This is a genomic window from Streptomyces thermovulgaris (genome assembly GCF_002155915.1).
Lineage (GTDB): Bacteria > Actinomycetota > Actinomycetes > Streptomycetales > Streptomycetaceae > Streptomyces > Streptomyces thermovulgaris.
This window is the reverse complement of sequence record NZ_MUME01000162.1, coordinates 1-25,290: the sequence shown is the minus strand read 5'-3', so window position 1 is coordinate 25,290 and position 25,290 is coordinate 1. Positions and strand designations below refer to the sequence as shown.

Below are 25,290 nucleotides of genomic sequence, written 5' to 3'. Positions count from 1 at the left end.
GAGGCCATGACGAAGGCCGTGCGCCTGATCAACGACGGCGCCCGGTTCATCGCCACCAACCCGGACAACGTGGGGCCCTCCGCCGAGGGCGCCCTGCCCGCCACCGGCTCGGTCGCCGCCCTGATCACCGCGGCGACCCGCAGGAAGCCGTACTTCGTCGGCAAGCCCAACCCGCTGATGATGCGCGCCGGACTGAATGCGATCGGCGCCCACTCGGAGACCTCCGCCATGATCGGCGACCGCATGGACACCGATGTGCTCGCGGGTCTGGAGGCCGGGCGGGCCGGACGTGTCAGATGTGCTCGACGAGATCCGCGATCGAGTCGACGACACGGGACGGCCGGAACGGATAGCTGTCGATGTCCTTCGCCTGGGTGACGCCGGTGAGGACCAGGAACGTCCGCATCCCGGCCTCCAGACCCGCGAGCACATCGGTGTCCATGCGGTCGCCGATCATGGCGGAGGTCTCCGAGTGGGCGCCGATCGCATTCAGTCCGGCGCGCATCATCAGCGGGTTGGGCTTGCCGACGAAGTACGGCTTCCTGCGGGTCGCCGCGGTGATCAGGGCGGCGACCGAGCCGGTGGCGGGCAGGGCGCCCTCGGCGGAGGGCCCCACGTTGTCCGGGTTGGTGGCGATGAACCGGGCGCCGTCGTTGATCAGGCGCACGGCCTTCGTCATGGCCTCGAAGGAGTACGTCCGGGTCTCCCCGAGGATCACGAAGTCGGGGTCCTGGTCGGTCAGGACGTAGCCGATCTCGTGCAGCGCGGTGGTCAGACCGGCCTCGCCGATGACATAGGCGCTGCCGCCGGGCCGCTGGTCGTCGAGGAACTGCGCCGTGGCCAGGGCGGAGGTCCAGATGTTCTTCTCCGGCACGTCCAGGCCCATGCGCATCAGCCGGGCACGCAGGTCGCGCGGGGTGTAGATGGAGTTGTTGGTGAGCACCAGGAACGGCCGGCCCGACTCCCGCAGCTTCTTCAGGAAGGCGTCGGCACCGGGGATCGGAACGCCCTCGTGGATGAGGACGCCGTCCATGTCGGTGAGCCACGACTCGATCGGCTTGCGGTCTGCCATGTGCGCGTCTCCTGCCGTACGCGGGCGTGGGCAGTCCTCAGCCTAACCAGTGTCCGGATCTTGCCGGAACGGTTCAGCGGACAGTGTCGGGCCCGGCTTCCCGCGCGGAGAGCGCACCGGTGCTCCCAGGAGAGCCGGCCGGTGCGCCGAGCGCTCAGGAGAGCCAGTCGGTGTAACGAGTGGGGGCGAGGCGGGCGTGCCGGTCGGTGAGGACGTCCCCCTTGACGAGGGCGAACATGCCGGCGGTGGGATCGGTGACGACGGTGCGGCGGTCGCCCCTGCGGGACAGGGTCGTACGGCCCAGCTCGTCCAGGGGAAAGACCTCGGGACCGGCGACATTGCGCACACCGTTCAGCGGGGCGCCCACGGCGGCCTCCGCCACCGCGTCGGCCACGTCCTCGGCGGCGATCGGCTGGACCGGCGTGGCGGGCAGCCGGACGGTGTCGCCCTCGGTGGTCCAGGACAGGACGGCGTCCATGAACTCCATGAACTGTGTCGCCCGGACGATCGAGTAGGGGATCGGCCCGGCCGCGAGGATGTTCTCCTGGAGCACCTTGGCCCGGTAGTAGTCCAGCTCCGGCACCTGGTCCGCGCCGACGATCGAGAGGATGACGAAGTGGCCGGCGCCGCCCCTCCGGGCCGCGGCCAGAAGGTTGTCCATGGAGGTCCGGAAGAAGGCCGCGGAGGCCTCGTCGAAGGTCGGGGAGTTCGTCAGGTTGACGACGACATCGGCCTCCGTCATCGCCTCGTCCAGTCCCTGGCCGCCGATGACGTCGACTCCGGTGGACTGCGCGTGCGGTACCGCCTCGTGCCCGGCGGCGTTCAGTTTCCCGACGACCTTCGATCCGATCAGCCCGGTGCCGCCGATGACCGCGCATTTCATGGGAGGTCCTCCCGTCCGGTCTCATCGGCCCCTGTCCGCACTATGGCACACGGGCCACTGCGTGGGTGGGGCATGTACCGCGGCCGACGGCCGTCCTCCGGCCTCCGGCCCCGGCCGGCCGCGGCACCGCTGCGGACAGCCGGTGCGCGGGGGCGGGCCCGGTTCCCGGTCCGCGGGTGCCCGGACCGCACGACCGCCTGCGCCACGATCACCCGCTCTTTGCCGAACGTGATCGACGGCCCCTCGTGCAGCCGGTGCCCCATCGCCGGGGCCTCGCTCGCACGGTGGCAGAACGCCGCGTCGTCAGGACCGGTCGGCACGCGGTACACGGGCAGTCCGTCCGGGGGTGTCGTCATGCCCCCGGCCTGTCATGCGCCCGGCCCTCGGCGACCCGACCCTCCGCCACCTCCCCGGCCCGTACGCCGTGTCCGCGCCCCGGCCCGCCCGGGGCGGGGTGCGCACGGGGCCGGCCCGCGGAAACGCCCCGCCGGTGCCCGTGAAGCCCTGAAGACTCCGCGCGGCCCGTCGCCGTCACCCGTCCCCTCGTCCGAACATCGGCGCGAGAAGCAGCTGGGCCGCTCCCTCCGCGACCCCCCGCTCCCCGCCCGGCGCGACCCGCACCGGCACCGCTCCGCCCGGCATGCCCTCCCGCCGGGCCCGCGCGGCGACCATCGCGCTCACCCCGTCCACGAACACCTCCGGAGCGGCGGCCACCGTCCGTCCCCCGAGCAGCACCAGCTCGATGTCCAGCAGTCCCACGAGGTTCGCGGCCCCGGCTCCCAGCACCCGTGCCGCCTCCCCCAGCTCCCCCCGTTCCACGGCCGTCAGGCACAGCACCTCGATGCATCCCCGGTCCCCGCACCCGCACACGGGTCCGTCCAGCTGGATCACCTGGTGCCCGAACTCCCCGGCCCCCGTCCGCGCGCCCCGGTGCACATGTCCCCCGATCACCAGCCCGGCTCCCAGGCCGGTGCCCAGGTGCAGATACGCGAACGACCCGCCCTCCCCGGCGACCGACAGTCCCAGGGCGGCGGCGTTCGTGTCCTTGTCGACCACCACGGGCAGGCCGAGCCGCCGTGCGAGCGCGTCCCGCAGCGGAAATCCGTCCCACTCGGGGAATCCGGTCACCCGGTGCAGCACTCCGCGCCCGTGGTCGAGCGGTCCGGGCAGTGCGATCCCGACGCCGATGAGGGACTCGAGGAAGCCGTGGCCGAGCGAGCCGGACACGTCCCCCAGCAGTCCCTCCACCTCCAGCGCCACCGTCTCGACGACGTCCTCCGCGCCCGCCCCCAGGTCCAGCGGACGGCTCCGTTCGCCGACCACGGTGCCGTTCAGGTCGACGACGACCGTCCGCACCTCGTCCCGGTCGATGCGCACCCCCACCGCGTGCCCCGCCTCCGGCACCAGGCGCAGCACCGTGCGCGGCTTTCCCCCGGTGGACGCCCGCCGCCCCGCCTCCGCGGCGAGCCCCTGCTCCCGCACCCGCGCGGTGATCTTGCTGACCGCCTGCGGGGTGAGCCCGGTCCGCTCGGCGAGCTCCAGCCGGCTGATCCCCTCCGTGCCCGCCGCGCGCAGCAGATCGAGCACCAGCGCGGTGTTGTGGCTGCGCAGGGCGAGCAGATTCGCCCCGGCGGTTCCACGGCCCGTGCCTCTCGGGACCGTCACGGTGCCCGTCTTGCTGGTCCTTCTGCTCACGCCCCCATTCTGACCTCGCGCTTGCACTTCGGCAACAGCGTTGCGAAAGTAGGGGCCATGACTGCTACCTCCCTCCGCGTGGGCCTGGTCGGCTACGGTCTCGCCGGCGCCGTCTTCCACGCCCCGCTGATCGCCACGACCGAGGGCCTGACCCTCGACACGGTCGTCACCTCGAATCCGCAGCGTCAGGAGCAGGCCCGGGAGCAGTTCCCGGACGCCCGGATCGTCGCCACCGCCGACGAGCTGTTCGCCCGCGCCGACGAGCTGGACCTGATCGTCGTCGCCTCCCCGAACAAGACCCATGTCCCGCTCGCCACGACCGCCCTGAAGGCGGGTCTGCCGGTGGTCGTGGACAAGCCGCTCTCCGGTACGGCGGCCGAGGCGCGGGACCTCGCGGCGCTGGCCGAGGAGCGCGGTCTGCTTCTGTCCGTCTTCCAGAACCGCCGCTGGGACAACGACTTCCTCACCCTGCGCAAGCTGATCGCCGAGGGCGAGCTGGGCGAGGTGTGGCGGTTCGAGTCCCGCTTCGAGCGCTGGCGGCCGAAGCCGAAGGGCGGCTGGCGGGAGTCCGGCGACCCCGCGGAGCTCGGGGGCCTTCTGTACGACCTCGGCAGTCATGTGGTCGACCAGGCCCTGGTCCTGTTCGGCCCGGTCACCCAGGTGTACGCCGAGACGGTGGTCCGCCGCGAGGGCGCGGAGACCGACGACGACACGTTCATCGCGCTCACGCATGCCAACGGCGTCCGCTCCCACCTGTACGTCTCCGCGACGGCCGCCCAGCTCGGCCCGCGCTTCAGGGTGCTGGGCTCGCGGGCGGGCTATGTGAAGTACGGCCTGGACCCGCAGGAGGACGCGCTGCGGGCGGGGAAGCTCCCGGGCCCCGAGGGCTGGGGCACGGAGGACGAGGCGCTGTGGGGCCGCATCGGCTCCGGCGAGTCCCCGGTGACCGGCGGCGGCCGCCCCGTGCCGACCCTGCCCGGCGACTACCCGGCGTACTACGCGGCCGTGGTCGCCGCCCTGCGCGAGAACGCCCCGAACCCGGTGACCGCCCTGGAGGCGGCCGCCGCGCTCGAGGTCCTGGAGGCGGCCCGCCGCTCGGCCCGCGACGGTGTGGTGGTGACGCTGTGACGGCCGACGGCACCGCGACGACCGACGCCCCCCAGGCGGCCCCGGGCATCGAGGAGCTGGAGGCCCAGGAGCGCCGCCTGGTCCTCCCCCGCTTCACCCACGACGACGCCTGGGAGCTGGGCTGTCTGCTGGTGGAGACGGCCCGCGAGCGCCAGGCCCCGGTCGCCGTGGACATCCACCGCGCCGGCCAGCAGCTCTTCCACGCGGCCCTCCCCGGCTCCACTCCCGACAACGACGCCTGGATCGCCCGCAAACGCCGGGTGGTGGAGCGCTACGGCTCCTCCTCCTACCTGGTGGGCGCCCGTTTCCGCGCCAAGGGCACGACCTTCGAGGAGTCCTCCCGCCTGGACCCGGACCGCTACGCGGCCCACGGCGGCTCGTTCCCGATCCGGGTCGAGGGCGCGGGCGTGATCGGCGCGGTGACGGTCTCCGGCCTGCCGCAGCTGGAGGACCACCGGATGGTGGTCGAGGCACTGGAGCGGTTCCTGGCCCGACGGCGTTAGTGCCCTCGGGGGAAGCCGAAGGCCGGTTCCGGGACGCCCTCCGGGGGAAACGTGCCGTACACGTGACGATCAAGGACCACGTGACGAGCAAGAACAGCACCCACCCCCGTCCGGAGGGATCGAACCGATGAGCGACACCACGGGCCGTCTGCGGGAGGCCGTCGGCCGGTACGGCATCTGGAGCATCGGACTCCGCTCGGAGGACGCGGCCCGGCGCGGTGAACTCGCCGAGGCCGCGTCCGAGCTGGAGGAGCTCGGCTACGGAGCCGTCTGGCTGGGCGGCAACAGCACCGCCCGCAACGCCGCCCCGCTGATCGAGGCGACCGGGCGGATCGTCGTCGCCACCAGCATCCAGAGCATCTGGCAGCAGGACCCCGCCACCACCGCGGCGGAGTTCACCGAGCTGGAAGCCGCCCACCCCGGCCGTTTCGTGCTGGGCCTGGGCGTGAGCCACGGTCCGCGGGTGCGGCAGTACCGCAAGCCGTACACGACGATGGTCGGCCATCTGGACCGGCTCGACGAGCTCGACCGGTCGGGCGAGGGCGGCGTGCCCGCCGGGCGCCGGGTGCTCGCCGCCCTCGGCCCGAGGATGCTGGAGCTGTCCCGGGACCGGGCGGCCGGCGCGATCCCGTACCTGGTCACCCCGGACCACACCGCGCGGGCCCGCGCCGTCCTGGGCGAAGCCGCCCTGCTGGCCCCGGAGTTCAAGGTCGTCCTGGAGACCGATCCGGCCCGCGCCCGCACGCTGGCCCGCTCCTGCCTCGCCCCCTACCTCGAGCTGCCGAACTACACCAACAACTTCCTGCGTCTCGGCTTCACCGAGTCCGACATCGCCGGCGGCGGCAGCGACCGTCTGATCGACGCGCTGGTCGCCTGGGGCGAGGAGTCCCGCATCCGCGACCGCGTCGAGGAGTTCCACACGGCGGGCGCGGACCATGTGGCCCTCCAGGTGATCACCGACGGCCCCGTCGACGCCCTGCCGCGGCAGGAGTGGCGCAGGCTGGCGTCCCTGCTGGAGACGGGCGCGAAGTGACCTCCGGCCCCTGATCCCCGCCCGGACCGCCCCTGCCGCTGCCCGACGGGGGCGGTCCGGGCCGGCCGGCTCACCGGTGGAGCACGGCCCGTTCGACCACGCTCCATGCCGTACTGGTCACCACATACAAGGCGGCGGCCGGCGGCACCACGGCCACGGTGACGAGGGTGAAGAAGGACAGGAACGGCGCCACCCTGACGACGGCTCCCGCACCGGCCGGACTCCGCCCGGCCAGGCTCCGTCTCGACTGGAGGAAGCCGACGGCGGCCACCAGGCCCACGACCGCGAACAGCCCCAGGTACACCGTCCCGGCGGCCCCGAACACCCCGCCCTGTGCAAGGGCGTCGGTCCACCTCCCGTCGAGCGGCGCGGCCAGCAGCCGGTGGCCGGGCAGCCCGTCGCCGCCGTCCGCCGGTGTGCTCGAGAACAGGTGGTGGAGCAGGAAGAAGACGGGCAGTTGCAGCAGGCTGGGCAGACAGCCCGACAGCGGGGACACCTTCTCCCGGGCGTGCAGTTCCAGCACGGCCCTGCGCAGCCTCTCGGGGTCCCTTCGGTACTTCCTGCGCAGTGCGTCGGCCTTCGGCTGAAGCGCGGCCCGCGCCTTCTGCCCGCGCGCGGCGGCCAGGGAGAGGGGAAGGAGGAGCAGGCGTACGAGCGCGGTGAACAGCACGATCGCGGCGGCGGCAAAGGTGTGGAACAGCGGCTGGAGCAGCTCGGCGAGCAGCTCCACCAGACGGGCGACAACGGACATGGGTGAGCCCTCCGGGGTCTCGTCGTGCCGGACGTACGGCGTGGCGTACAGGGACGTCGGCATGACGACCCGCGCAGGGTCACGACGCGGTGGAGGACGGGACGTGGTGAAGGGGGGCGGTGTGCCCCACGGAGTGGTGTGCCCCACGCGGTGGTCGCCGGAAGGGCACGCCCGGGCGCTCTGGGCCGGCTCCGTCCCGCGGCGTCGGGATCCCGTTGCGGCAGGAAGGCCGTACGAAGGGCCCGGTCACGCATGGCCGTACGCACCCGAGTGGGTGTCACGACCGGTACGGAGCGCGCGGCCGGCGCCGCACAGGCCATCGGCGCGGCCCCGGCCGCGGCGGTCGTGGCGAGCGCGACGGCGACGGCCGTGAAGAGGCCACCGGTGTCGAGCAGAGCGGCCGGCAGCAGCAGAAGCAGCAGCGGCGCGAGGAGCTGCGGACCAATCCGGCGACGGGTCATGCCGGCTCCCCTCCCTCACTCCTGTGCGCGCGGCTGCGGACTTCCGGTTGCATCAGGGCCGTTCGATCGGCTCACCCCCTCGGGCCGACGCGAGGAGAACCGGCCCGGCCCTTGGAAACCGGGGCGGGAAGCCGTCCCGTATGCCGCCGCCGGGCAGTACGGTGTCCCCCATGCGCCCCGACACCCCCGCCGAGAACGTCGACCACGCCGCCGAGGCGGCCCGCCTCCGGCGGATCGCCGACCTGTATCCCGAGGACGCCGAGGCCCTCCTCCTCAGAGCCGCGGCCCACCTGGAACTGTCCGGCGACCGCCCCGCCGCGACCGCCCTCTACGACCGTCTGCTGTCCTCCCCCGGCTCCCTGGAGAACCCCTTCCTGGTCCGGGCCCTGAAGGCCGCCAACCTGTGGGAGTACGGCCACGAGGCGGAGGCGAGAGCGATCATCGAGGGCATCCGTTCCGCGGCGCCCCGGGACCCGGCCCCCTGGGTGATCGCGGCGGAGGCCCTGGAGTCCCACGACGAGCTGGAGGCGGCCCACGAGACGTTCACGGAAGGCGTGGAGCTGCTGCTGACGGACACCGCGGACGCCGCGGATCCCCCGTACGCCACCCACCCCCTCCTCTTCGGCCGTCACCGCGTACGCCGCATGCTGGGCGCCGACCACGACGCCTGGGACCGGCTGGCCGACACCCTCCACACCTCCCCGGTCTCCCTGGACGAACTGCACGACCCCAAACGGGTCTGGTCCCTGGGCTCGGAGAACCCGGCCGAACTGGCAGCGGAGATCACCCGCCTCCGCGCCGAACTGGGCGCCTACCGCGCCGCCCTCTCCCGCCCCTTCCCCGTGGCGGTCCTCCACTGGCCGAAGGCGGAACTGGCCGAACTCCTCGCGTCCTATCCCGAGCTGACCGCGGAGTACCCCTCCCACGAGACCCATCTGGCGACGATCGAGACCTCCCTGCGGGAGCTGGCCGCCTCCGGCACCTCGAACCTGGGCATCGTCACCGGCACGGTCCCCTCCTACGAGGCCTTCGCCGCCTCGGAGGGCGCGAGCCCGTCCGACGCGACGCTGCTGCCGCAGTACGCGACGACGCTGGCGGCCCGCGGACGGGCGGTGGCCTGGCCGCCGCAGCGGAGCGCGGAGTGCTGGTGCGGCTCCGGCCGGACGTACGGGGAGTGCCACAAAACGGCCGATCCCTCCGGAACCCTCTGACGGCCGCCCCTCCTGCGTCCGCGGCTCACCCGCGGCTCCCCCGCGGCTCCCCCGCGGCTCCCCCGTGACTCCCCTTTGACGACCGCCGCGGTCCGCCCGCGAAGCGCGGGTGCGGCCGGACGCACCGGAGGGCATGCTGCTGCGATGAATCATGCGGCGGATCATGCGACGGCCCAGGTGCGGAAGGTCGCCGAGCTGGTCGACGAGGTGCTGGGGGCCACCGCGATCGGAACGTACCTCCACGGGTCCTTCGTCCTCGGCGGTCTCAAACCGGCCAGCGACGTGGACGTCCTGGTCGTCTCCCGGCGGCCCATGGACGACCGGGAGCGGCGGGCGCTTCTCGACGGGCTGCTGAACATCTCCGGCTCCGGTTCCCCCGAGCCGGCCCGCCCGGTGGAGCTCACGGTCGTCGTCCAGTCCGACGTCCGCCCGTGGCGGTTCCCGCCGACCGGTGACTTCCTCTACGGCGAGTGGCTGCGCGACCGATTCGAGGCGGGCGAGCTCCCCCGCCCGGAGCCGATGCCGGACCTGGCGCTTCTGATCACGACGGTGCTGACCGGCGATCACCCCGTCAGCGGCCCGCCTCCGGCCGAGGTACTGGACCGCGTCCCGCCCGCCGACCTGGCCCGGTCGAGCGTGGCCGGCCTCCCCGGCCTGCTCGAGGACCTGGACGGCGACACACGCAATGTCGTCCTGACCCTGGCCCGTGTCTGGACCACGCTCGCCACCGGCGGGATCCGGCCGAAGGACGCCGCCGCCGACTGGGCGCTCCCCCGGCTTCCCCCGCACCGGCGTCCCGTCCTGGAACACGCCAAACAGCTGTATCTCACCTGCCGTTACTCCGAGGAGCACTGGAGCCGGGACCTGAGGGCACAGGTGCACCCCTACGTGGAGACGGTGCTCACCGAGATCGACCGGCTCACCCGCCGCTGACACCGAGGAACACAGAAATACAGAGACACAGAGACACAGGGGCGAAGGGACAAAGAGACCGGCGGGGCGGGCGTCAGACGCCGGGTGCGGGAGCGCCCTGAGCGATCAGCCCCTCCGCGCGCAGAGCCGCCCAGAAGGCCGCCGGGATCTTCTCGCCGAGCGCGGCGGCGTCCTCCGCGACACGGCTCGGCCGGGAGGCGCCGGGAATGACCGCGGCGACCGCGGGGTGCGCCAGGGAGAACTGCAGCGCCGCCGCCTTGATGCCGACACCGTGCTGCGGTGCGAGCTCCTTGACGCGCTCCACCTTGGCCACGATCCCCGCGGGGGCCTTCTGGTACTCGAAGTGCTGTCCCCCGGCCAGCACACCGGAGCTGTACGGTCCGCCGACGACGATGTCGACGTTCTGCTCCTGCGCGGCCGGCAGCAGCCGCTGCAGTGCACGCTCGTGGTCGAGCAGGGTGTAGCGGCCGGCGAGGAGGAACGCGTCCGGCTTCGGCTCGTCGAGATCCAGCGTCAGCTCCAGCGGCTCGACCCGGTTGACCCCGAGCCCCCAGGCCTTGATGACGCCTTCGTCACGGAGCCGCTGCAACACCCGGAACGCACCGGTGCGGGCGCTTTCGTACGCGGCGAGCCACTCGTCGCCGTAGAAGTCCTGCGCGACGTCGTGCACCCACACGATGTCGAGACGGTCCGTCCTCAGCCGCTTGAGGCTGTCCTCGATGGAGCGCAGCGTGGCGTCGGCCGAGTAGTCGTTGACGATCTCGTTGGGGCGTCCGTGCGCGAAGAGCCCGCCCTTCTCGCCCAGGTCACGGGCGGAGGGGTCCTCGACCTCGTCGAGGATGACGCGGCCGACCTTCGTGCTCAGGACGAACTCGTCGCGGGGGCGGTCGGCCAGCGCCGTGCCCAGCCGGATCTCGGACAGGCCCGCACCGTAGAAGGGAGCGGTGTCGAAGTAGCGGACGCCCTGCTCCCAGGCGGCGTTCACGGTGGCCGCGGCCTCCTCCTCGGGGATGGCCCGGAACATGTTGCCCAGCGGTGCGGTGCCGAAGCCCAGACGGCCGGGCAGGAAGGACCTGATGGACATGGATGCAACTCCTTGCCGTACGGATTGCGACGGATGTGCCCTATGAACTCTTCAGGCTTTGTGCGGCTTGCGCGGCTTGCGCGCGTTCCGTCGCCCTGACGTGTTCGACGCTAGGAGCTACAGTTGAGACTGTCCAAGACTTACTTGGGCATACTTGAGTCCTCAAAGGTCTTACCATGCTTGACCTGCGGCAACTCCACTACTTCGTCACCGTCGCCGAGACCGAGCACGTCGGCCGGGCCGCCGAACGGCTGCACATCTCCCAGTCGCCGCTCAGCCGTCAGATCGCACAGCTCGAACAGAAACTGGGCCTCACCCTGTTCGAACGCAGTCAGCAGAGAATCCGGCTCACCCGGGACGGCCAGGTCTTCCTGGCCGAAGCCCGCGCGCTGCTGCGGCACGCGGACCGTCTGGAGAACCTGGGCCGCCGGCTGGGCCGCGGAGAAGAAGGCGGTCTGTGCATCGGCTATGTCGCGGACGCCATGCACACCGGCATCCTGCCCAGCGCACTGCGCACCCTGCACGGAGAACGTCCCGGCGTCCACATCGCCCTGTACAACCTCCCGCCCGCCGAGCAGTTCGAGGGCCTGCGGCAGCGCAGCCTCGACATCGCGCTCGTCCACGAACCCCCGGGCGCGGACGACCCCGACCTGCTGGCCGCCCCCCTGCTCGAGGACCCGCTGCTCCTCGCCCTGCCCGCGGGGCATCCACTCGCCGACCAGGAGAAGGTGACCCCCGAAGACCTCGACGGCCGGCCGTGGATCGCCATCGAGAACACCCAGGACCCCGCCTGGCGGGACACGTTCATCGCCACCTGCACCGCGGCCGGCTTCACGCCCGACATCCGCCTGGAGGCCGCCGAGCCCCTGACCGCGCTCGGCCTGGTCGCCTCCGGACTCGGCTTCGCCCTCGTGCAGAAGAGCATGGCCCACGCCACCACCGAGGAAGTCGCGGTGCGCGAACTTCCCTGGCACGAGACCCGCGTTCAGCTGTGGGCCGCATGGCACCGGGTCGATCTGCGTCCCCTGGTCGCGGAGTTCCGCGCCACCGTCCTGCGCGCGGGCGAAGCCGCCTGACGGACCGTCGCCCTCGCCGTGCCCGACAGTCTGCCGGAGCGGAGATCACCGGGACACGCGGGAAACCGCCCCGCCTCCGCCCCCTCCAACGGCCACCACCGGAAGGAGAGGAACCGGAAGAGAGGAACCGGAGGACGAGGAACACGACCGCCCGAACCGGCCGTCCGCTCCAAACCACATGATCATGTCCTCTTCAAAACCTTTAGGGTGCTGCTTGTCGGCAACCAGTCAGAGCACGGGGTCGGGAATCAGGGGGGCAGAGACCGGTGAACAACGCGGATGCGACGGAGGTGTTCCAGCCGCTGCAGGCGGACGATCCGCCCGTGGTGGGCGGTTACCGTCTCGCCGCCCGGCTCGGCGCGGGGGGCATGGGCCGGGTCTACCTGTCGCACACGCAGGGCGGCCGGCCGGTGGCGATCAAGGTGGTACGGCCGGAGCTGGCCGACGACCCGGACTTCCGGCGGCGGTTCCGCCGGGAGGTCACCGCCGCCCGGCGGGTCCGGGGCGCCTACACCGCCGAGCTGATCGACGCCGATGTGGACGGCGTACCGCCCTGGCTGGCCACGGTGTACGTGCCCGGGCCCTCCCTGGCCGAGGTCGTCGCACGGCGCGGACCGCTGCCGGTTCCGGCGGTGCTGTGGCTGATGGCGGGGGTGGCCGAGGCGCTGCAGGCCATTCACGACGCGGGAGTCGTGCACCGGGACCTGAAGCCGTCGAATGTCCTGCTGGCCGCCGACGGTCCGCGTGTAATCGACTTCGGCATCGCGCTGGCCTCCGACGTCACCTCGCACACGGCCACGGGCGCCACTATCGGCACGCCCTCGTTCATGGCTCCCGAGCAGGCGTCCGAGGGTGAGATCACCGCGGCGACCGACATCTTCGCGCTCGGCCAGACAGCGGCGTTCGCGGCGCTGGGCGAGCCGCTGTACGGGGACGGCCCCGCGGTCAGCGTGCTGTACCGGATCGTGAACTCCGAACCCGACCTGTCCCTGCTGCCGGAGCAGCTCCGTCCGCTGCTCGCCCGGTGCCTGGCCACCGACCCGGAGGAGCGTGCCACCCCGGCGGAAGTCGTCAGGTGGTGCCGGCAACGCCTGGGCGGGGACGCCAGCGCGGGCGGAGGACCGGCCGTCTGGCGGGAGATCGCAGGACCGGAGGTAAAGGTTCCGCCCCCGGTCCCCGATCCCACCCCGGCCTACACCATGCCGATGGCCACCTGGCCGCAGCCGGCGGGGCACCAGCCCGCGCCGCTGCAGCCGAGGTGGCCGCAGTCGCAGCCGATGGGGCCGGAGGAACGACGGGCCCGCCGACGACGCATCGCGCTGATCACAACCGCCGCTGTGGCCGCGGGCGGGCTGCTGCTGACGGGGCTGACGTGGACGGTCATGGAAACGGCGGACCGGCTCCGCCACCGAAGCGCGGCCTCGTCCCCGACGTCCGGCCCGGAAGCATCCGCGGGACCGTCGGCGTCCTCCTCGCCGACCGCAGAGGCTGATGACAGGACACCCGGGGCATCGCGCCCCTCCCCCGCCACGCCCAAGCCGCCACTGGCCGAGCCGTATCCCGCGCAATTCCTGAACAAGGAGAACTCGCTGGATATCAAGAAGGGAACCACACGCAAAGACCGCAAGGGGGACATCCGCTTCGGCTGCAAGCTGGCCGGCTGCGAGCTGGAGAGCGACACCAGCGTAATGGCCCTGCTGTTCGACAAGCCGGGGGCCACTCTCGATTCGTGCCGTTACGCCCTCACCGACGCCGACTCCCGTCGCGTCGAGCTGGCCGCCGCGGCAAGCGGCAGCGAGATCTGTGTCAAACACCCTTCGGGGGACATCGCGCTGCTCGTCATCGAGACGAAGTCGACCGCACTGCCGGAGGTCGGCTTCATCGTGACGGACCTGACAGTCTGGCGGGCCTCCTGACCGGACCGGCACCGCAGCGAACAACACCGCTCCCACCGCTTCACGGCCACCCGCACACAAGCCGAGCAGCCGGCCGACCTCCGGGGTGCTGCCGAGGGGAGGACGGCCGGAAAGCGCTGTACGGCTCAGCCGCAACCGAACCCCGCACAGCCGCCCCTATGTTCTCCGGCGAACGGATTGCCGTGCCCGGAAAGCCGCCCACCCGGCGGCACATACCGCATCCATCCCATCGGGTCGGTCACCAGCGTGTATCCGGCGGCCTGCAGAAGCGAGGAGTACTTGGCCTTGTAGTGCCGATTGAGAGCAAGTCCGGCGGGCGGCAGCAGGGTCATCACCGCGGCCCGGACGATGCCGGAGAGAACAAAGGCCGTGTTGCCCGAGCCGAAATCGAAGTCGATGGACAGGCCCAGCGGAACGGCACCGACACCCGCGATCAGGATCCACTGCTTGTCGGTGTGCCTGGCGGAGATGTCGAACGTGATGCGGGCCTGAAGGGCTCGACCGCTTCGGGGTCGAGGGGCGGCAGCGCACCCCCGCGTGCCGCGTCCGGGTACCGTTCCCGGCTCTGCGCGGCCCGTGCACGAGCCTGCGGACTGGGGTCGGGCACGAGCAACATCACATACCTGCCCTCAGCCTGCCGGATGTCCACGTACTCGTACCCGAACTGCTGGGCGATGAAGGCAAGTTGCGCAAACTTCTTCGTCGTCGCCATGAAGGGGGAGAGCTCGACGGGCCCTCCGCCCTCCATCCGCCGCAGCATCTCCCGCACATGCCGATCACCCACCGGCGCCTGTCCCCCTCACACAGCCTTGGCAGCCACCAAGAGAACTGTCATGTCCTCGTAAGCTCCCACCGGCCTGTCAACCACCAACCGCCGCCACGACCGGCGGACGAACACTGTTGCCGAACACGAACAAAACGAAACCACCGAGCGCAGTACGACGCCCTTGCAGGAGGACAGGTCTCCCGACAGGATGAGGCTCCAGAAAAATTGGGACTCTTCGAAGCCGGCCGACAACTAGGAGGTCAGGAACGATGACCGGCCTCGACCGTCAGTTCGCACACAAGCCGTATCCGCCGTGACCAAGGTACACACGGTCGAGGCCGCGGGCCGTCGGCTGGACCGACCAGCGCACTGGGTTCATGCAGCATCTGGGGCGACAAGGAGGAGCGCTACTGCAGCTTCAACCACCGGCAGATCGTGGCCAAAAGATTCCGCACCATCCGTACCGGTAAGCGAGCCCGTTGCCTCATCAGCGCCAAAGTCCCAACCGGGCGGAGTTCGTCATTCGCCCCAACCAGCCGCTCCTGGCGGTGCACCACCGGTGACCAGCAGCACAGTACGGTCGCTCAACAGCGTCAAGGGCGTCCGCCAGAAACTGACCGCCGCCCTGTCTGCTCGGCCACATCGTTCACCCGGGCCGCCCAGGAGGGCCGTTCCGCTCGAGCTTGGCAGCCGCTGTACGGACACACCGGCCCGGCCCGCATACTTCACCCCTGCTTCCGCGTGTGCCTGTACGGCACCCCCGGACAGCCATGGTGCTAGTGCCTGCTGCTCGACACCAGAAGGAATTTACTTGCTGCCCATCGATATACACGCCGCACAGAACATTGCACTGGCTGAGGAAGTAAGGCGCGATGCTGAACTTCAGGCAGTGCACGCGGCACTGGCAAGAATGGACCCATCAGGTGAGCGATTCGCAACTGTACTGCGAGACACCATCGATCAACTACTGAACGGTGAGGTCACGGGCCGCTACGACTGGAAGACTCTATACAAGACGGAAAGGACTCACGCCGGCACACTGGTTGAGATCAACCTGCAGCGAGAGTTCAAGTTCGCTGACGGCGAGGCGATGGACTACCGAATCGCCGGAATCGAGGTGGACTGCAAGTACTCGCAGCGCTTCGGTGGCTGGATGATCCCACCAGAAGCCCAAGGACATATCTGTCTGCTGGTCTGGGCCGACGACTACAAAAGCCGCTGGAGCGCGGGCCTCTTCCGGGTACGGGAAGAGTGGCTCAATCAAGGAACCAACCGGGATGCAAAGCTCACCATCAAGTCAGAGCACCGCAACAAGATTCTCTGGCTCTGGCACGATGCAGAACTTCCCGAGAACATCCTTCTCCACATGAACCCATCCGACCGCAAAGCGGTCTTCAGTTCTACGTCCGGGCAGCAGCGCCTCAACGAGCTATTCCGACGGGTACAGAAACGGCGCATAGGCCGCAATGTGGTGCGCACTGTAGCCCGGCAAAAGGACTACATGAAGCGCGTACGCGGAAACGGAGGCTCACGTTCAGCGCTCAGACCTGAGGGAATCCTCATCATGGGTGACTATGAAAGCCACCGCGCTGTAGCCATGCAACTTGGGCTCCTGCCACCACGGGAAGGTGAGTTCATAAGTGTGCGGGTTGCCAGACGCCGCCCCCACCACCACGGGGCTCCGTACGTAATACTAGATGGGCAGGCCTGGGTCGTAGCTACTGACGATGACCCCCTTGAAACAGCTCCCATGCTCCCCTCTCACAAAAATTTGACCCGTTAACATGAGCGCCCCTTTTGCGACGCAGCTTCTTGGCTGGAAGAAAGCAAAATCAGCAGGAAATTTTGTTCCCAATAGCGCAGACAGCAGCAGCACGCCTTCAAAAGAGCTGGCAGGTAAAATCCTCGACATCTTGGGGATCAAGCCCGGGGCTGCACTTCCAGAGCTCCCCGAAAACTCGGGCCCAGCACTGGAGCGAGCAGTATATGAACATCTAACCAATGCATTGCCGGATGCAGACCCTTCCCGCTCCTGGAAGGTAAACCACGGCAAGGCAATCTCCCACTTCTCCCAATACGCTCATCTAGGCAAGCTCAAGCAGGCCGTGCAGAGAAATCCTGTTCTGAGTTCTGACCTGGGTCTTGACTACTTGATCAAGCCAGATGTAACTGTAGGGATTACCGGTCACCCGCAGAACTCAGCCAGTGTCCCGTTTCTACACGCAGCCGTGTCCTGTAAATGGACAATACGCTCGGACCGCGTGCAGAACATCCGGCATGAATTCCTTCAGCTGATCAAGCACAGGCGCGGTCGGCTCCCTCACCTGGTGACCGTAACTGCCGAACCAATGCCCAGCAGGATCGCCTCCATCGCCAGGGGGACTGGGGAAGTTGACGCCGTGTACCACATCGCATTTGATGCGCTGCAGAAGGCCGTAGACGCCGTCGGCAGTAAGCAGCAGAAGAGCGATCTCGCTGAGTTGATCAGTCAGGGGCGCCTCCGTCCCTACGAGGAACTCGCCTCCACGCTAGCGACCTGGTAAGACTCAGAGCGTCATGAGTATCTCGTCAGATCCTCCGGCCGAGCCGGAGAGTGCATGGTCCCCGCCAGCAGGCTCCTGGGCTTCTTCCGCAGCCCGCCGCCGGAACATGCAGGCTATCCGGAACCGGGACACCAAGCCCGAGTGGCTCATCCGCAGGCTGGTGCATGCCCGAGGTCTTCGTTACAGAGTCGCTGCTAAACCTCTTCCGGGCCTTCGCCGGACCGCCGACATGGTCTTCGGTCCGGCGAAGGTGGCCGTGTTTATCGACGGCTGCTACTGGCATGGCTGCCCTGAGCATTACGTACCACCGAAGACCAATCCGGGCTACTGGTCAGACAAAATCGCTCGGAACATAGCCCGCGACCGAGACACTGATCAGCGGCTCAAAGAGGCCGGCTGGACGGTACTTCGGTTCTGGGAACATGAACCGTCAGAAGACTGCGCTGCACGGATTGCTGCGGAGGTCGAAAAGCGTCGGACTGCGCTCCGGAAAGGTAAAGCGAGCAGCTGATTACCCCTGCTTCTGGTCGCGCTCCCGCGCTGCCCTCAGCACGTCGACAATCGACTCACCAACAGCTTTGGCTACCGGCGGCGGGAAAGCATTTCCCACTTGCCGGTATTGCGCAGTCTTTCCGCCCGAAAAATTCCACTCCGGCGGAAAACCTTGGATGATTGCGGCCTGCCGTACGGTAAGCATCGGACCATCAGGGCCGAAAAGATCGCGCTCTTCGGTCTGCTTCCTAGCGCAGGTCTCGATATCATTAGCCACGCCCATGCCAGAAATACCGAGCTGCTTCCAAGCTGCTTTAGCCCGACTAGGCCCGAGATCTGCACCTCCGTGCTTCTTAGAACCGCCGACGAGTGTAGGAGCGATGCCAGCCCCGCCCTTCTCTCTCAACTCAGCATCGCGTTCTCGTGCTTTTCTCAGCCACCGGTCAAAGGCCTGACGGGCCCTCTCTGCATGGACTCCCTCAAAGTACGGCTTGAACCTCTCTTCCATAGACGGCAGAAGGCTCTCTGCAACACTGACAGGTTCTTCATGTGTAGCCGTAGGCCACTCGTACTTGAGGTCCTCGATGACGTCGTTCCGGAAAGCGACAAGGATGGCACGGGGACGAAGCTGCGGCACACCGAAATCACTGGCCTCCAGAATGTCCCACTTGCAGACAGTGTAGCCGAGGCCCTCTTCATAGACCATTTGCCCGTCATCCCTGCGGTACCATCCGCTCTGGAGACGCGCCTTGATCCAGTCACGGTAATCCGAAAACTTCGGGTCCATGATCCCGCGAACGTTTTCAATCATCACAGCTCGCGGTCTCAGATCCTCGACCAAATTCAACATATCCGGGAACAGGTCTCGCTCGTCATCCTTGCCCAGCTGTTTTCCCGCATGAGAGAACGGCGGGCAGGGCACGCCTCCTGCTAGGAGGTCCAAGCCATGCTGCTTCAGGATGCCTGCACTCTTGCGCAGGTCCCGGTAAGGGTCGAATTTCTTGACGTCAGTCGGCGGCAGAAGGTCGCAGTGCTGTCTTTCCCACGCCCAGAGCCTGTGGTTTTCAATGTTCAGCTTGAGTGTCTTGACTGCGTGTTCATCGAGCTCTACGAGAGCCAGATGCCTAAAGCCCGCCTGATGCAGACCGATCGCCTGTCCACCGGCCCCAGCACAGATCTCGATCGACGTGAACTCAGGCTCCGTCACCGTGCTGGTGTGCTCCGATTCCTTAGCGTGGGTCATGCCCCTCCTTACGGCCGTACAGCGGCAGACTCATCTTGCAGTCCACCCTCACTGAGGGTGACAGACCCCACTGACAACGGGACCTCACCAAGTGTGCAGCACGTCCCGCGCTTCACTGAACGCACCCCGCCACACCGAAGGCTCATACGATATTGCTCATGCGGGTGCCTGAGTGGACTGAGGACGAGCTTGTGCTTGTTGGAGCGCTTGTCGTGAAGAACGGCTGGCGTGAGCTCCGGACTGAGGACCGCGCGGTGCAAGAGTTGTCTGATTTGCTCCGCTCGTTGCCAATCCATGGCCCCGAGGCTCTCGCCCTGCCCAGCTTCCGGTCGCCCGGCAGCGTTAGCCGCAAGAGCGCAGACTTCATGACGAACCACGAGTCGTACGCCGGCAAGGCCACCCGCTGCGGCAAGCTCACGCGGCTCATGATCGATGCCTTTACTCACCGGGAAGCCGAGATGCTCCAGGCCGCTCAAGCCATCGAGGAAGGAATAGGCTCGGGTGAGCTGCAGCGCCTCCCCCCGCAGCCTGATGAGCTTGATGACTCTGGACACACAGCCATCGAGGGGCGCCTGCTCGTGCGCCGGGCGCTCGTCCGCGAGCGAGACCCGAAGCTCCGCATGCTAAAGATCAAGCAGGTACAGCGGAGCCAGCGTTCTCTCAGTTGCGAGGTGTGCGGCTTCGATTTCGCCCGTGTATACGGCAGTCTGGGGCAGGACTACATCGAGGTGCACCACATCACTCCCCTCCACGCATCAGGCAGTCGCGAGACCCGGCTGGACGATCTCGCTTGCTTGTGCGCTAACTGCCACCGCATGTGCCACAGGAGCCTTCCGGGCGAATCCTGGCGGACCCCCGATGCGCTGCGGAAGCTGATGCAGAAATCCGCCGCAAACACCCCTTAAGCCGCCTTAGTCTGATATCGCCGTACCGGCGGTAGCGTGGACAAACCCCATGGCTGGTACGCACCACCCCTAACTCGCTTGCGAGTGAGGTTCTGCTCCCCTGAGAGCAGCCTCCCACCCGCTGCGAGGACAGTGCCGACGAGTACCTCTGCTCGTCCAAGCACAACGTATACGCGCCAGCGTGTACAGCGCGTTCCGGCCGGGGGGTTGGAAAGTACGGCAGCTGAGGCCAGTCCTGTCTATCGCCGGTCGCCCTGTGTCAGGCAGTCGTAGTCGTCAGGCCCGGCGTGGTGTACCAGGTCCGACACGCCCTCCTGACCCTGCGCCGGCTGCTGTGGTGGGTAGCCGCTCTCGGGACATGGCCACGTGCCTGTCTTCTCCCGGTACTGCAGCGCCTCGCGGAACCCGGCCCTTTCCTGTGGCGTTGCCGGGTCGTTGTGGACCGTGACGTCGGGCCCGCTGCTCTTCAGGGTCTCGGCCGCGGGCCATACGACCAGCCCGAGCAGGAGCAGAGCTGATGCCAAGACCGCTGCCCGTAACCAGTTGCGCATGATGGTCCTATCCCATGGGACGTCTCTGCGGTTGACCGTACATGGCCACAAGGCACCAGCATCAAGAAGAAACGGCTCGCGCTGGAACTCGGCAGTCCTCCCTCTGCGGGACTCTCTCGGCCCGGACACCGGCCCGCCGCGGCTGTGGTCGCGGCGGGCCGGCTGGTGTCGGGTTCTTGCCCGCCCGGAGGGTCAGGCGTCCTTGAGGGCGGCGAGGACCTGCTGGGCGGTGGTGACGCTGGACTGCGGGTTCTGGCCGGTGATCAGGTTGCCGTCGACGATCACGGTGTCGGACCAGGGGGCGCCGGTCTTCAGGTCCGCGCCGCGCTCGGCGAGGCGGGTCTCGACCAGCCACGGCACCGCGTCGCCGAGTCCGCCCTGGCGCTCCTCGTCGTTCGTGAAGCTGGTGAGGCTGCGGCCGGCGAAGAGGAAGGTGCCGTCCGCACGCTCGGCGCTGAGCAGGGCGGCGACGCCGTGGCACAGAGCGGCGATGACCGTGCCGCGTTCGTCGGCCTCGGCGAGCAGGGCGCCGAGCTCGGGGTTGCCGGCCAGGTCGGTCATCGGTGCGTGGCCGCCGGGCAGGTAGAGGGCGTCGTAGTCGGCGGCGCGGACGGCGGCCAGGTCGAGCGGGGAGGCGAGGTCCGCCTCGATGGACTCCAAGTACGCCTTGAAGGCGGCGCCGTCGGCGGGATCGACGCCGCCGCGCTCGTCCAGCGAGATCGCGTCGACGGTCGGGCGGACGCCGCCGGGAGTGGCGATGTCCACCTGGTGCCCGGCTTCGACCAGCACCTTGTGCGAGGCGACGACCTCCTCGGCCCAGTAACCGGCGGGGTGGGCGGTGCCATCGGCCAGGGTGAGGGTGTCGGCGGCCGAGATGATCATCAGGATCTTCGCCATGGTGTGACTCTTCGACTCTTCTCGTGCGGGGACGTGAATCGGGGTGACACCCCTGGGGTGACGCCCCGTTCAGTCTTCATCAGATCCGCACTGGCACCACGACCGATCCATAAGCTTTCTTATGTAAGGTGGCTTGCGTGCCGGACCTCGATCTGCTGGTGACCTTCCTGGAGATCTACCGCCGGGGCTCGCTGACCGCCGCCGCCACCGCACTGGGCCTGTCCCAGCCCGCCGTCAGCGGACAGCTCGCCCGGCTGGAGGAGCAGCTCGGCGACACCTTGTTCACCCGGTCCCGCACCGGCGCCCACCCCACCGCCCGAGCGCACGAGCTCGCCCGCCGGATCGGCCCGCACCTGGACGGCCTGCGCCGCACGCTGGCCGAGGAGGCCGACGAACAGGCCTGCCAGGGCACCGTGCGACTCGGCGCGCCAGGCGAGTTCACCGCGGCCCGCCTGCTGCCCGCACTCGCTCCTCTCACCCGCCGCGGCCTGCGTCTGCGCATCACCCTCGACCTCGCCGAACCGCTGCTCGACTCCCTCGCCGACGGGGAGCTGGACCTGGTGGTGTCCTCCGTCCGGCCACCGGCGAAGCTGCGCGGCCTGGCCGCGACGCCCTACGTGGACGAGGAGTTCGTGCTCGTGGGCACCCCGACCGCGGCCAGGTCCATCGATCCGCAGCTCCTCGCCGAGGACCCCGTCGCGGCCCTCGCCCACCTGCCGCTGGTGGCGTACGCCGAGGAACTGCCCATCATCCGCCGGTACTGGCGAAGCGAGTTCAACCGCCGCCCGCCCAACCCCGTCTCCGTCCTGGTGCCCGACCTGCGGGCGGTGCTCGCGGCCGTGATCGCCGACGCGGGCATCTCGGTCCTCCCCCGCTATCTGGCCGAACCCGCCCTGAACGCCGGTTCCCTGGAACAGCTGCACCGCCCCCAGGTCCTGCCGCTCAACACCCTCTACCTGGTCACCCGCTCCGGCCCCGCCCAGCCCGTCGTCCAGCTCGTCCACCGCCGGCTCCTCGACCAGGCCACCACCTGGGGCCCCCTGTGAACCCCCGTCTCACAGGGGGCGCCGGTGCCGGCCCCGCGGGCGTCCGGCCCGGGTCGGGTGGTCCCGGACCAGGGCCGGACGTCCCTCCTCGGGCTGCCGGTCAGCTGAACATGGTGGCGAACGTGCCGGGCTCGTAGGAGCCGCCCTTCTGGCCAGCGATCACACCGATCCGGTTGGCGGCGTTGGCCTGGGCGACCAGGCAGATCAGCGCGGCGAGCTGGTCGTCGTCGTAGTGCTTGCGCACCTGGGCCCAGGTCTCGTCGGACACGCCCTGGTGGGCGTCGGCGAGCCGGGTGCCCTCCTCGGCGAACGCCAGCGCGGCCCGCTCGGCCTCGGTGAACACGCTGGACTCGCGCCAGGCGGCGACCAGGTGGAGCCGCACCGAGCTCTCCCCGGCGGCCGTGGCCTCCTTGGTGTGCATGTCGACGCAGGCACCGCAGCCGTTGATCTGGCTGACGCGCAGTGTCACCAGCTCTCGTGTGGCCCTCGGCAGCGACGACTGATGGATCACCAGGGCGGCCTGGGCGAACCGCTTGGCGAACGTACTGGCGAGCGCGTTGTCGAACAGATGGAACCGGGTGTCCATGACATCGTCCTCACTCGTGGTGGTGCACCTCCTGGCGGTGCACCGGACGACCACGAGACGTCGGCGGCCCGCTTCCCGTGACGGAGCATCCATGTGACACATGCCACTTCCCGTGGGTGTCACAAAGCCGCGGGGAGCGACGTCTTGTGCGCGTGGGATCGTCGGGAGCGGACAGGCGGGAGCAGCCGGTGAAGAGCGAGTACGGCGAGCGCGCGCGGAACACGACGGCCGGACGGCTCGCCGGCGGCGGACGCACGGACCGGGCCACCGAGGCGTTCATCGCTCATCGCAACCTGCTGTTCACCGTCGCCTACGAGATGCTCGGCTCGGCCGTCGACGCGGAGGACGTCCTGCAGGAGACCTGGCTGCGGTGGTCGGGTGTCGACCTCGGCACGGTGCACGACCCGCGTGCGTACCTGATCCGGATCACCACGCGCCAGGCGCTGGACCGGCTGCGCACGCTCGGCCGCCGCAAGGAGTCCTACGTCGGCTCCTGGCTGCCCGAGCCGCTGCTCACCACGCCCGACGTGGCCGACGACGTCGAGCTGGCCGACAGCGTCTCGATGGCGATGATGCTGGTGCTGGAGACGCTCACGCCGACCGAGCGGGTGGTGTTCGTGCTGCGCGAGGTGTTCGCCCTCGGGTACGACGAGATCGCGGAGGCCGTCGGCAAGAGCCAGGCCGCGGTCCGTCAGATCGCGCACCGGGCACGGGCCCATGTCGCGGCGCGCCGGCCGCGCGGAGCCGTCTCCCCGGCCGAGACCCAGGAGGCGCTCGACGCCTTCCGGCGGGCGCTGGAGACGGGCGATCTGCAGAGCCTGCTCGACATCCTCGCACCGGATGTGGTCCTCCTGGGGGACGGCGGCGGGGTCAAGCAGGCCGTTCTGCGGCCCGTCGTGGGGGCCGACAAGGTGGGCCGCCTGCTGATCGGCGGACTGAGCAGGATCGCCGCCACGGTGTCGCTGCGGTCGGCGCAGGTCAACGGCCACCCGGCGCTGCTCGTCCAGCTCGACGGCGTGCTCGACTCCGTCGTGACGGTCCGCATGGACGACGGCCTCATCACCGGGCTCTACTCCGTGCGCAACCCCGCGAAGCTGTCGCACATGCAGCGGGAGACCGCCCTGCGCCGCTGAGCCCGGTCTCTTGAGAACGACCTGGGAACAGGTCGAAAACGGGGAAACGGGACGGAAGACGGAGGCGGCCCCAGCCGCCGGTGCGCCACCCGCGAGCCGCACCGACGCGAGAACTTCCGGCCGCCTCCTCGTCATGCAAGTATTCACTTGCCTATGCTGGGGCCGTGGCGGACGATGTCTTCAAGGCGCTGGCCGACCCCACCCGTCGGCGCATCCTCGACGAGCTGGTGGAACGGGACGGCCAGTCCCTGTTCGAGATCTGCGCACGGCTGGCGACCAAGCACGGTCTGGGGCTGTCCCGCCAGGCGATCAGCCAGCACCTCGCCGTGCTGGAGGCCGCGGACCTGGTCCGGACCCGGCGCCAGGGCCGCTACAAGTTCCACGACCTGAACACCGAACCGCTCGAGCGCATCGTGACCCGGTGGCTCAGACCCGATGCGCGGGAGAACACCCCATGAGAATCAACCTGTCCAGCGTTTTCGTCGACGACCAGGACAAGGCCCTGCGCTTCTACACCGAGGTCCTGGGCTTTGTGAAGAAGACCGAGGTCCCGCTCGGCGAGCACCGGTGGCTGACCGTGGTCTCACCGGAGGACCCGGACGGCACCGAACTGGTGCTGGAGCCCGACAGCCACCCCGCGGTGAAGCCGTACAAGGAGGCGCTGGCCGCGGACGGCATCCCGGCCACCTCCTTCGCCGTGGACGACGTGCACGCGGAGTTCGACCGGCTGCGCAAACTCGGGGTGCGGTTCACCCAGGAGCCGCTGGAACTGGGCCCGGTCACCACGGCGGTGCTCGACGACACCTGCGGCAACCTGATCCAGATCGCCCAGTACGCGTAGACGCGGGCCCGGCGCGGCGGCCGACCGCCGCCGAACATGAACGGCACATGGCAGTCGGATTGCGTCCCCCGTTCTGCTCTTGAGCCGGTCGACCCCCGCTCGTACGGTCGTTTCATACGGCCGTGTGCCCGAGTGGTTCAGGGACTCGCCTGCAAAGCGAGTTACGCGGGTTCGATTCCCGCCACGGCCTCTGAGCCGCGGCTACACGCTTCGGGCCCTGTGGCCCCTGAACGGGGGAAGCCACAGGCACAGGCGCGCCGGCCGGCGCGCGCACAGCGGAGGGCTGGTGGGGAACGTCCCTCACCAGCCCTTTGTCATTCGTCGCCCTTTACGAACGAGCCCTGGCCCAGCACGGTGTAGAGCCGTCCCTCCTTCCGCAGGGCGGCCACCGCCTTCTGCACCGTCGAAGGGGCCACGTCCAGCTCGCTCGCCAGCTCGTTCACAGCGGGGAAGCGCTCATGACCGGACCCCGTTTGGTGGTCCACCCGTTATGAGAGCTGCGGTTGGTGTTGGCTCCTCCATCGCTGGGCGAACTCGGCTG

The 25,290-nt window shown here is 69.3% G+C and carries 27 protein-coding genes, 1 tRNA gene and 2 pseudogenes; 17 read left to right on the top strand and 13 right to left on the bottom strand.

All coding sequences use genetic code 11. The features are described 5' to 3' along the window. A pseudogene (locus CCN35_RS14890) lies at positions 1-279 on the top strand (HAD hydrolase-like protein); the annotation flags it as partial. Between the two features lie 13 nt (positions 280-292). Here the strand turns inward: CCN35_RS14890 and CCN35_RS14885 are convergent. From CCN35_RS14885 to CCN35_RS14870, 4 genes are all read right to left on the bottom strand, one after another. Continuing rightward, on the bottom strand, positions 293-1,072 hold the full coding sequence (locus CCN35_RS14885; protein WP_067388256.1) for an HAD-IIA family hydrolase: 780 nt from the start codon (positions 1,070-1,072) through the stop codon (positions 293-295). A 154-nt stretch (positions 1,073-1,226) separates the two neighbouring features. After that, positions 1,227-1,955 carry an SDR family oxidoreductase gene (locus tag CCN35_RS14880; protein ID WP_086793020.1) on the bottom strand — a complete coding sequence of 243 codons (729 nt, stop codon included), beginning with the start codon at positions 1,953-1,955 and terminating at the stop codon, positions 1,227-1,229. After that, positions 1,952-2,311, bottom strand: coding sequence for a DUF1737 domain-containing protein (locus CCN35_RS14875; protein ID WP_086793018.1), 360 nt, complete (start codon positions 2,309-2,311; stop codon positions 1,952-1,954). The genes CCN35_RS14880 and CCN35_RS14875 overlap by 4 nt, the downstream gene beginning before the upstream one ends. Before the next feature lie 175 nt (positions 2,312-2,486). Next, the gene (locus tag CCN35_RS14870) at positions 2,487-3,620 is read right to left on the bottom strand and encodes an ROK family transcriptional regulator (RefSeq protein WP_086793016.1); all 1,134 of its coding nucleotides are present in this window, start codon (positions 3,618-3,620) and stop codon (positions 2,487-2,489) included. A gap of 87 nt (positions 3,621-3,707) precedes the next feature. Here CCN35_RS14870 and CCN35_RS14865 point away from each other — a divergent pair, with 87 nt between their 5' ends. The 3 genes from CCN35_RS14865 to CCN35_RS14855 all read left to right on the top strand — a co-directional run bounded on the left by CCN35_RS14865 (position 3,708) and on the right by CCN35_RS14855 (position 6,314). Beyond that, the gene (locus tag CCN35_RS14865) at positions 3,708-4,778 is read left to right on the top strand and encodes a Gfo/Idh/MocA family oxidoreductase (protein ID WP_086793013.1); all 1,071 of its coding nucleotides are present in this window, start codon (positions 3,708-3,710) and stop codon (positions 4,776-4,778) included. Further along, positions 4,775-5,281, top strand: a complete 507-nt coding sequence (locus CCN35_RS14860) for a heme-degrading domain-containing protein (protein ID WP_086793011.1) — start codon at positions 4,775-4,777, stop codon at positions 5,279-5,281. Before CCN35_RS14865 ends, CCN35_RS14860 begins: the two co-directional genes overlap by 4 nt. Positions 5,282-5,408: 127 nt before the next feature. Then, a complete protein-coding gene (locus tag CCN35_RS14855; RefSeq protein WP_086793009.1) occupies positions 5,409-6,314 on the top strand; it encodes an LLM class F420-dependent oxidoreductase in 906 nt (301 codons plus the stop codon). 70 nt (positions 6,315-6,384) lie between these two features. Here CCN35_RS14855 and CCN35_RS14850 read toward each other — a convergent pair whose 3' ends face one another. Continuing rightward, positions 6,385-7,065: a YidC/Oxa1 family membrane protein insertase gene (locus tag CCN35_RS14850; RefSeq protein ID WP_086793026.1), complete on the bottom strand. Its 681-nt coding sequence runs from the start codon at positions 7,063-7,065 to the stop codon at positions 6,385-6,387. A 146-nt stretch (positions 7,066-7,211) separates the two neighbouring features. Next, a pseudogene (locus CCN35_RS29470) lies at positions 7,212-7,526 on the bottom strand (DUF6412 domain-containing protein); the annotation flags it as partial. A 170-nt stretch (positions 7,527-7,696) separates the two neighbouring features. Here CCN35_RS29470 and CCN35_RS14840 point away from each other — a divergent pair. Both CCN35_RS14840 and CCN35_RS14835 read left to right on the top strand, forming a co-directional pair. Then, positions 7,697-8,737 (top strand): SEC-C metal-binding domain-containing protein, encoded by a 1,041-nt coding sequence (locus CCN35_RS14840; protein ID WP_086793007.1) that lies wholly within the window; start codon positions 7,697-7,699, stop codon positions 8,735-8,737. Between the two features lie 144 nt (positions 8,738-8,881). Beyond that, positions 8,882-9,670 (top strand): aminoglycoside adenylyltransferase family protein, encoded by a 789-nt coding sequence (locus CCN35_RS14835; RefSeq protein ID WP_086793005.1) that lies wholly within the window; start codon positions 8,882-8,884, stop codon positions 9,668-9,670. A 73-nt stretch (positions 9,671-9,743) separates the two neighbouring features. Here CCN35_RS14835 and CCN35_RS14830 read toward each other — a convergent pair whose 3' ends face one another. Then, entirely contained in the window at positions 9,744-10,754 is a 1,011-nt protein-coding gene (locus CCN35_RS14830; RefSeq protein WP_086793003.1) for an aldo/keto reductase, read from the bottom strand. A 176-nt stretch (positions 10,755-10,930) separates the two neighbouring features. Between CCN35_RS14830 and CCN35_RS14825 the strand changes: the two genes are divergently transcribed. Both CCN35_RS14825 and CCN35_RS14820 read left to right on the top strand, forming a co-directional pair. Next, positions 10,931-11,830: a LysR substrate-binding domain-containing protein gene (locus tag CCN35_RS14825; protein WP_067388232.1), complete on the top strand. Its 900-nt coding sequence runs from the start codon at positions 10,931-10,933 to the stop codon at positions 11,828-11,830. Between the two features lie 266 nt (positions 11,831-12,096). Continuing rightward, entirely contained in the window at positions 12,097-13,746 is a 1,650-nt protein-coding gene (locus CCN35_RS14820; RefSeq protein ID WP_211285523.1) for a serine/threonine-protein kinase, read from the top strand. Positions 13,747-13,871: 125 nt separating this feature from the next. Here CCN35_RS14820 and CCN35_RS28060 read toward each other — a convergent pair whose 3' ends face one another. Together CCN35_RS28060 and CCN35_RS14815 are read right to left on the bottom strand one after the other, a co-directional pair. Further along, the gene (locus CCN35_RS28060; RefSeq protein WP_143631554.1) at positions 13,872-14,081 is read right to left on the bottom strand and encodes a hypothetical protein; all 210 of its coding nucleotides are present in this window, start codon (positions 14,079-14,081) and stop codon (positions 13,872-13,874) included. Positions 14,082-14,179: 98 nt separating this feature from the next. Beyond that, positions 14,180-14,515 (bottom strand): hypothetical protein, encoded by a 336-nt coding sequence (locus CCN35_RS14815; RefSeq protein ID WP_086793001.1) that lies wholly within the window; start codon positions 14,513-14,515, stop codon positions 14,180-14,182. 808 nt (positions 14,516-15,323) lie between these two features. On the opposite strand from CCN35_RS14815, the gene CCN35_RS14810 reads away from it, so the two are divergent. From CCN35_RS14810 to CCN35_RS14800, 3 genes are read left to right on the top strand one after another with little or no spacing between them, the layout of a single operon-like run. Further along, complete coding sequence (locus tag CCN35_RS14810) at positions 15,324-16,295, top strand: NaeI family type II restriction endonuclease (RefSeq protein ID WP_086792999.1); 972 nt, start codon at positions 15,324-15,326, stop codon at positions 16,293-16,295. A 1-nt stretch (position 16,296) separates the two neighbouring features. Next, positions 16,297-17,055, top strand: coding sequence for an NgoMIV family type II restriction endonuclease (locus tag CCN35_RS14805; RefSeq protein ID WP_086792997.1), 759 nt, complete (start codon positions 16,297-16,299; stop codon positions 17,053-17,055). Positions 17,056-17,068: 13 nt separating this feature from the next. Then, a complete protein-coding gene (locus CCN35_RS14800; RefSeq protein ID WP_086792995.1) occupies positions 17,069-17,566 on the top strand; it encodes a very short patch repair endonuclease in 498 nt (165 codons plus the stop codon). Here CCN35_RS14800 and CCN35_RS14795 read toward each other — a convergent pair whose 3' ends face one another. Then, complete coding sequence (locus tag CCN35_RS14795) at positions 17,567-18,790, bottom strand: DNA cytosine methyltransferase (RefSeq protein WP_086792993.1); 1,224 nt, start codon at positions 18,788-18,790, stop codon at positions 17,567-17,569. A 158-nt stretch (positions 18,791-18,948) separates the two neighbouring features. Between CCN35_RS14795 and CCN35_RS14790 the strand changes: the two genes are divergently transcribed. Next, entirely contained in the window at positions 18,949-19,695 is a 747-nt protein-coding gene (locus CCN35_RS14790; RefSeq protein WP_086793022.1) for an HNH endonuclease, read from the top strand. Between the two features lie 743 nt (positions 19,696-20,438). On the opposite strand, the gene CCN35_RS14780 is transcribed toward CCN35_RS14790, so the two are convergent. Then, a complete protein-coding gene (locus tag CCN35_RS14780; RefSeq protein ID WP_086792989.1) occupies positions 20,439-21,143 on the bottom strand; it encodes a type 1 glutamine amidotransferase domain-containing protein in 705 nt (234 codons plus the stop codon). 137 nt (positions 21,144-21,280) lie between these two features. Between CCN35_RS14780 and CCN35_RS14775 the strand changes: the two genes are divergently transcribed. Beyond that, positions 21,281-22,189: a LysR family transcriptional regulator gene (locus CCN35_RS14775; RefSeq protein ID WP_086792987.1), complete on the top strand. Its 909-nt coding sequence runs from the start codon at positions 21,281-21,283 to the stop codon at positions 22,187-22,189. A gap of 100 nt (positions 22,190-22,289) precedes the next feature. Here the strand turns inward: CCN35_RS14775 and CCN35_RS14770 are convergent, their stop codons facing one another. Continuing rightward, a complete protein-coding gene (locus tag CCN35_RS14770; RefSeq protein ID WP_086792985.1) occupies positions 22,290-22,775 on the bottom strand; it encodes a carboxymuconolactone decarboxylase family protein in 486 nt (161 codons plus the stop codon). A gap of 188 nt (positions 22,776-22,963) precedes the next feature. Here CCN35_RS14770 and CCN35_RS14765 point away from each other — a divergent pair, with 188 nt between their 5' ends. The 4 genes from CCN35_RS14765 to CCN35_RS14750 all read left to right on the top strand — a co-directional run bounded on the left by CCN35_RS14765 (position 22,964) and on the right by CCN35_RS14750 (position 24,939). Beyond that, entirely contained in the window at positions 22,964-23,908 is a 945-nt protein-coding gene (locus CCN35_RS14765; protein WP_086792983.1) for an RNA polymerase sigma-70 factor, read from the top strand. Between the two features lie 164 nt (positions 23,909-24,072). Next, complete coding sequence (locus tag CCN35_RS14760) at positions 24,073-24,366, top strand: ArsR/SmtB family transcription factor (RefSeq protein WP_086792981.1); 294 nt, start codon at positions 24,073-24,075, stop codon at positions 24,364-24,366. Further along, positions 24,363-24,749 carry a VOC family protein gene (locus CCN35_RS14755; RefSeq protein ID WP_086792979.1) on the top strand — a complete coding sequence of 129 codons (387 nt, stop codon included), beginning with the start codon at positions 24,363-24,365 and terminating at the stop codon, positions 24,747-24,749. Before CCN35_RS14760 ends, CCN35_RS14755 begins: the two co-directional genes overlap by 4 nt. Positions 24,750-24,867: 118 nt before the next feature. Beyond that, a tRNA-Cys gene (locus tag CCN35_RS14750) sits at positions 24,868-24,939 on the top strand. 124 nt (positions 24,940-25,063) lie between these two features. Here CCN35_RS14750 and CCN35_RS14745 read toward each other — a convergent pair. Next, positions 25,064-25,234, bottom strand: a complete 171-nt coding sequence (locus CCN35_RS14745; protein WP_086792977.1) for a GntR family transcriptional regulator — start codon at positions 25,232-25,234, stop codon at positions 25,064-25,066. Positions 25,235-25,290 lie beyond the last annotated feature (56 nt).

What these genes read in the sequence shown, in the direction of transcription:
- CCN35_RS14865 (WP_086793013.1), top strand. Translation starts at nt 3,708, where the DNA reads ATGACTGCTACCTCCCTCCGCGTGGGCCTGGTCGGCTACGGTCTCGCC.
- CCN35_RS14850 (WP_086793026.1), bottom strand. Translation starts at nt 7,065, where the DNA reads ATGTCCGTTGTCGCCCGTCTGGTGGAGCTGCTCGCCGAGCTGCTCCAG.
- CCN35_RS14885 (WP_067388256.1), bottom strand. Translation starts at nt 1,072, where the DNA reads ATGGCAGACCGCAAGCCGATCGAGTCGTGGCTCACCGACATGGACGGC.
- CCN35_RS14830 (WP_086793003.1), bottom strand. Translation starts at nt 10,754, where the DNA reads ATGTCCATCAGGTCCTTCCTGCCCGGCCGTCTGGGCTTCGGCACCGCA.
- CCN35_RS14755 (WP_086792979.1), top strand. Translation starts at nt 24,363, where the DNA reads ATGAGAATCAACCTGTCCAGCGTTTTCGTCGACGACCAGGACAAGGCC.
- CCN35_RS14855 (WP_086793009.1), top strand. Translation starts at nt 5,409, where the DNA reads ATGAGCGACACCACGGGCCGTCTGCGGGAGGCCGTCGGCCGGTACGGC.
- CCN35_RS14770 (WP_086792985.1), bottom strand. Translation starts at nt 22,775, where the DNA reads ATGGACACCCGGTTCCATCTGTTCGACAACGCGCTCGCCAGTACGTTC.
- CCN35_RS14780 (WP_086792989.1), bottom strand. Translation starts at nt 21,143, where the DNA reads ATGGCGAAGATCCTGATGATCATCTCGGCCGCCGACACCCTCACCCTG.
- CCN35_RS14790 (WP_086793022.1), top strand. Translation starts at nt 18,949, where the DNA reads ATGCGGGTGCCTGAGTGGACTGAGGACGAGCTTGTGCTTGTTGGAGCG.
- CCN35_RS14840 (WP_086793007.1), top strand. Translation starts at nt 7,697, where the DNA reads ATGCGCCCCGACACCCCCGCCGAGAACGTCGACCACGCCGCCGAGGCG.
- CCN35_RS14800 (WP_086792995.1), top strand. Translation starts at nt 17,069, where the DNA reads ATGAGTATCTCGTCAGATCCTCCGGCCGAGCCGGAGAGTGCATGGTCC.
- CCN35_RS14835 (WP_086793005.1), top strand. Translation starts at nt 8,882, where the DNA reads ATGAATCATGCGGCGGATCATGCGACGGCCCAGGTGCGGAAGGTCGCC.
- CCN35_RS14880 (WP_086793020.1), bottom strand. Translation starts at nt 1,955, where the DNA reads ATGAAATGCGCGGTCATCGGCGGCACCGGGCTGATCGGATCGAAGGTC.
- CCN35_RS14805 (WP_086792997.1), top strand. Translation starts at nt 16,297, where the DNA reads ATGAGCGCCCCTTTTGCGACGCAGCTTCTTGGCTGGAAGAAAGCAAAA.
- CCN35_RS14825 (WP_067388232.1), top strand. Translation starts at nt 10,931, where the DNA reads ATGCTTGACCTGCGGCAACTCCACTACTTCGTCACCGTCGCCGAGACC.
- CCN35_RS14795 (WP_086792993.1), bottom strand. Translation starts at nt 18,790, where the DNA reads ATGACCCACGCTAAGGAATCGGAGCACACCAGCACGGTGACGGAGCCT.
- CCN35_RS14875 (WP_086793018.1), bottom strand. Translation starts at nt 2,311, where the DNA reads ATGACGACACCCCCGGACGGACTGCCCGTGTACCGCGTGCCGACCGGT.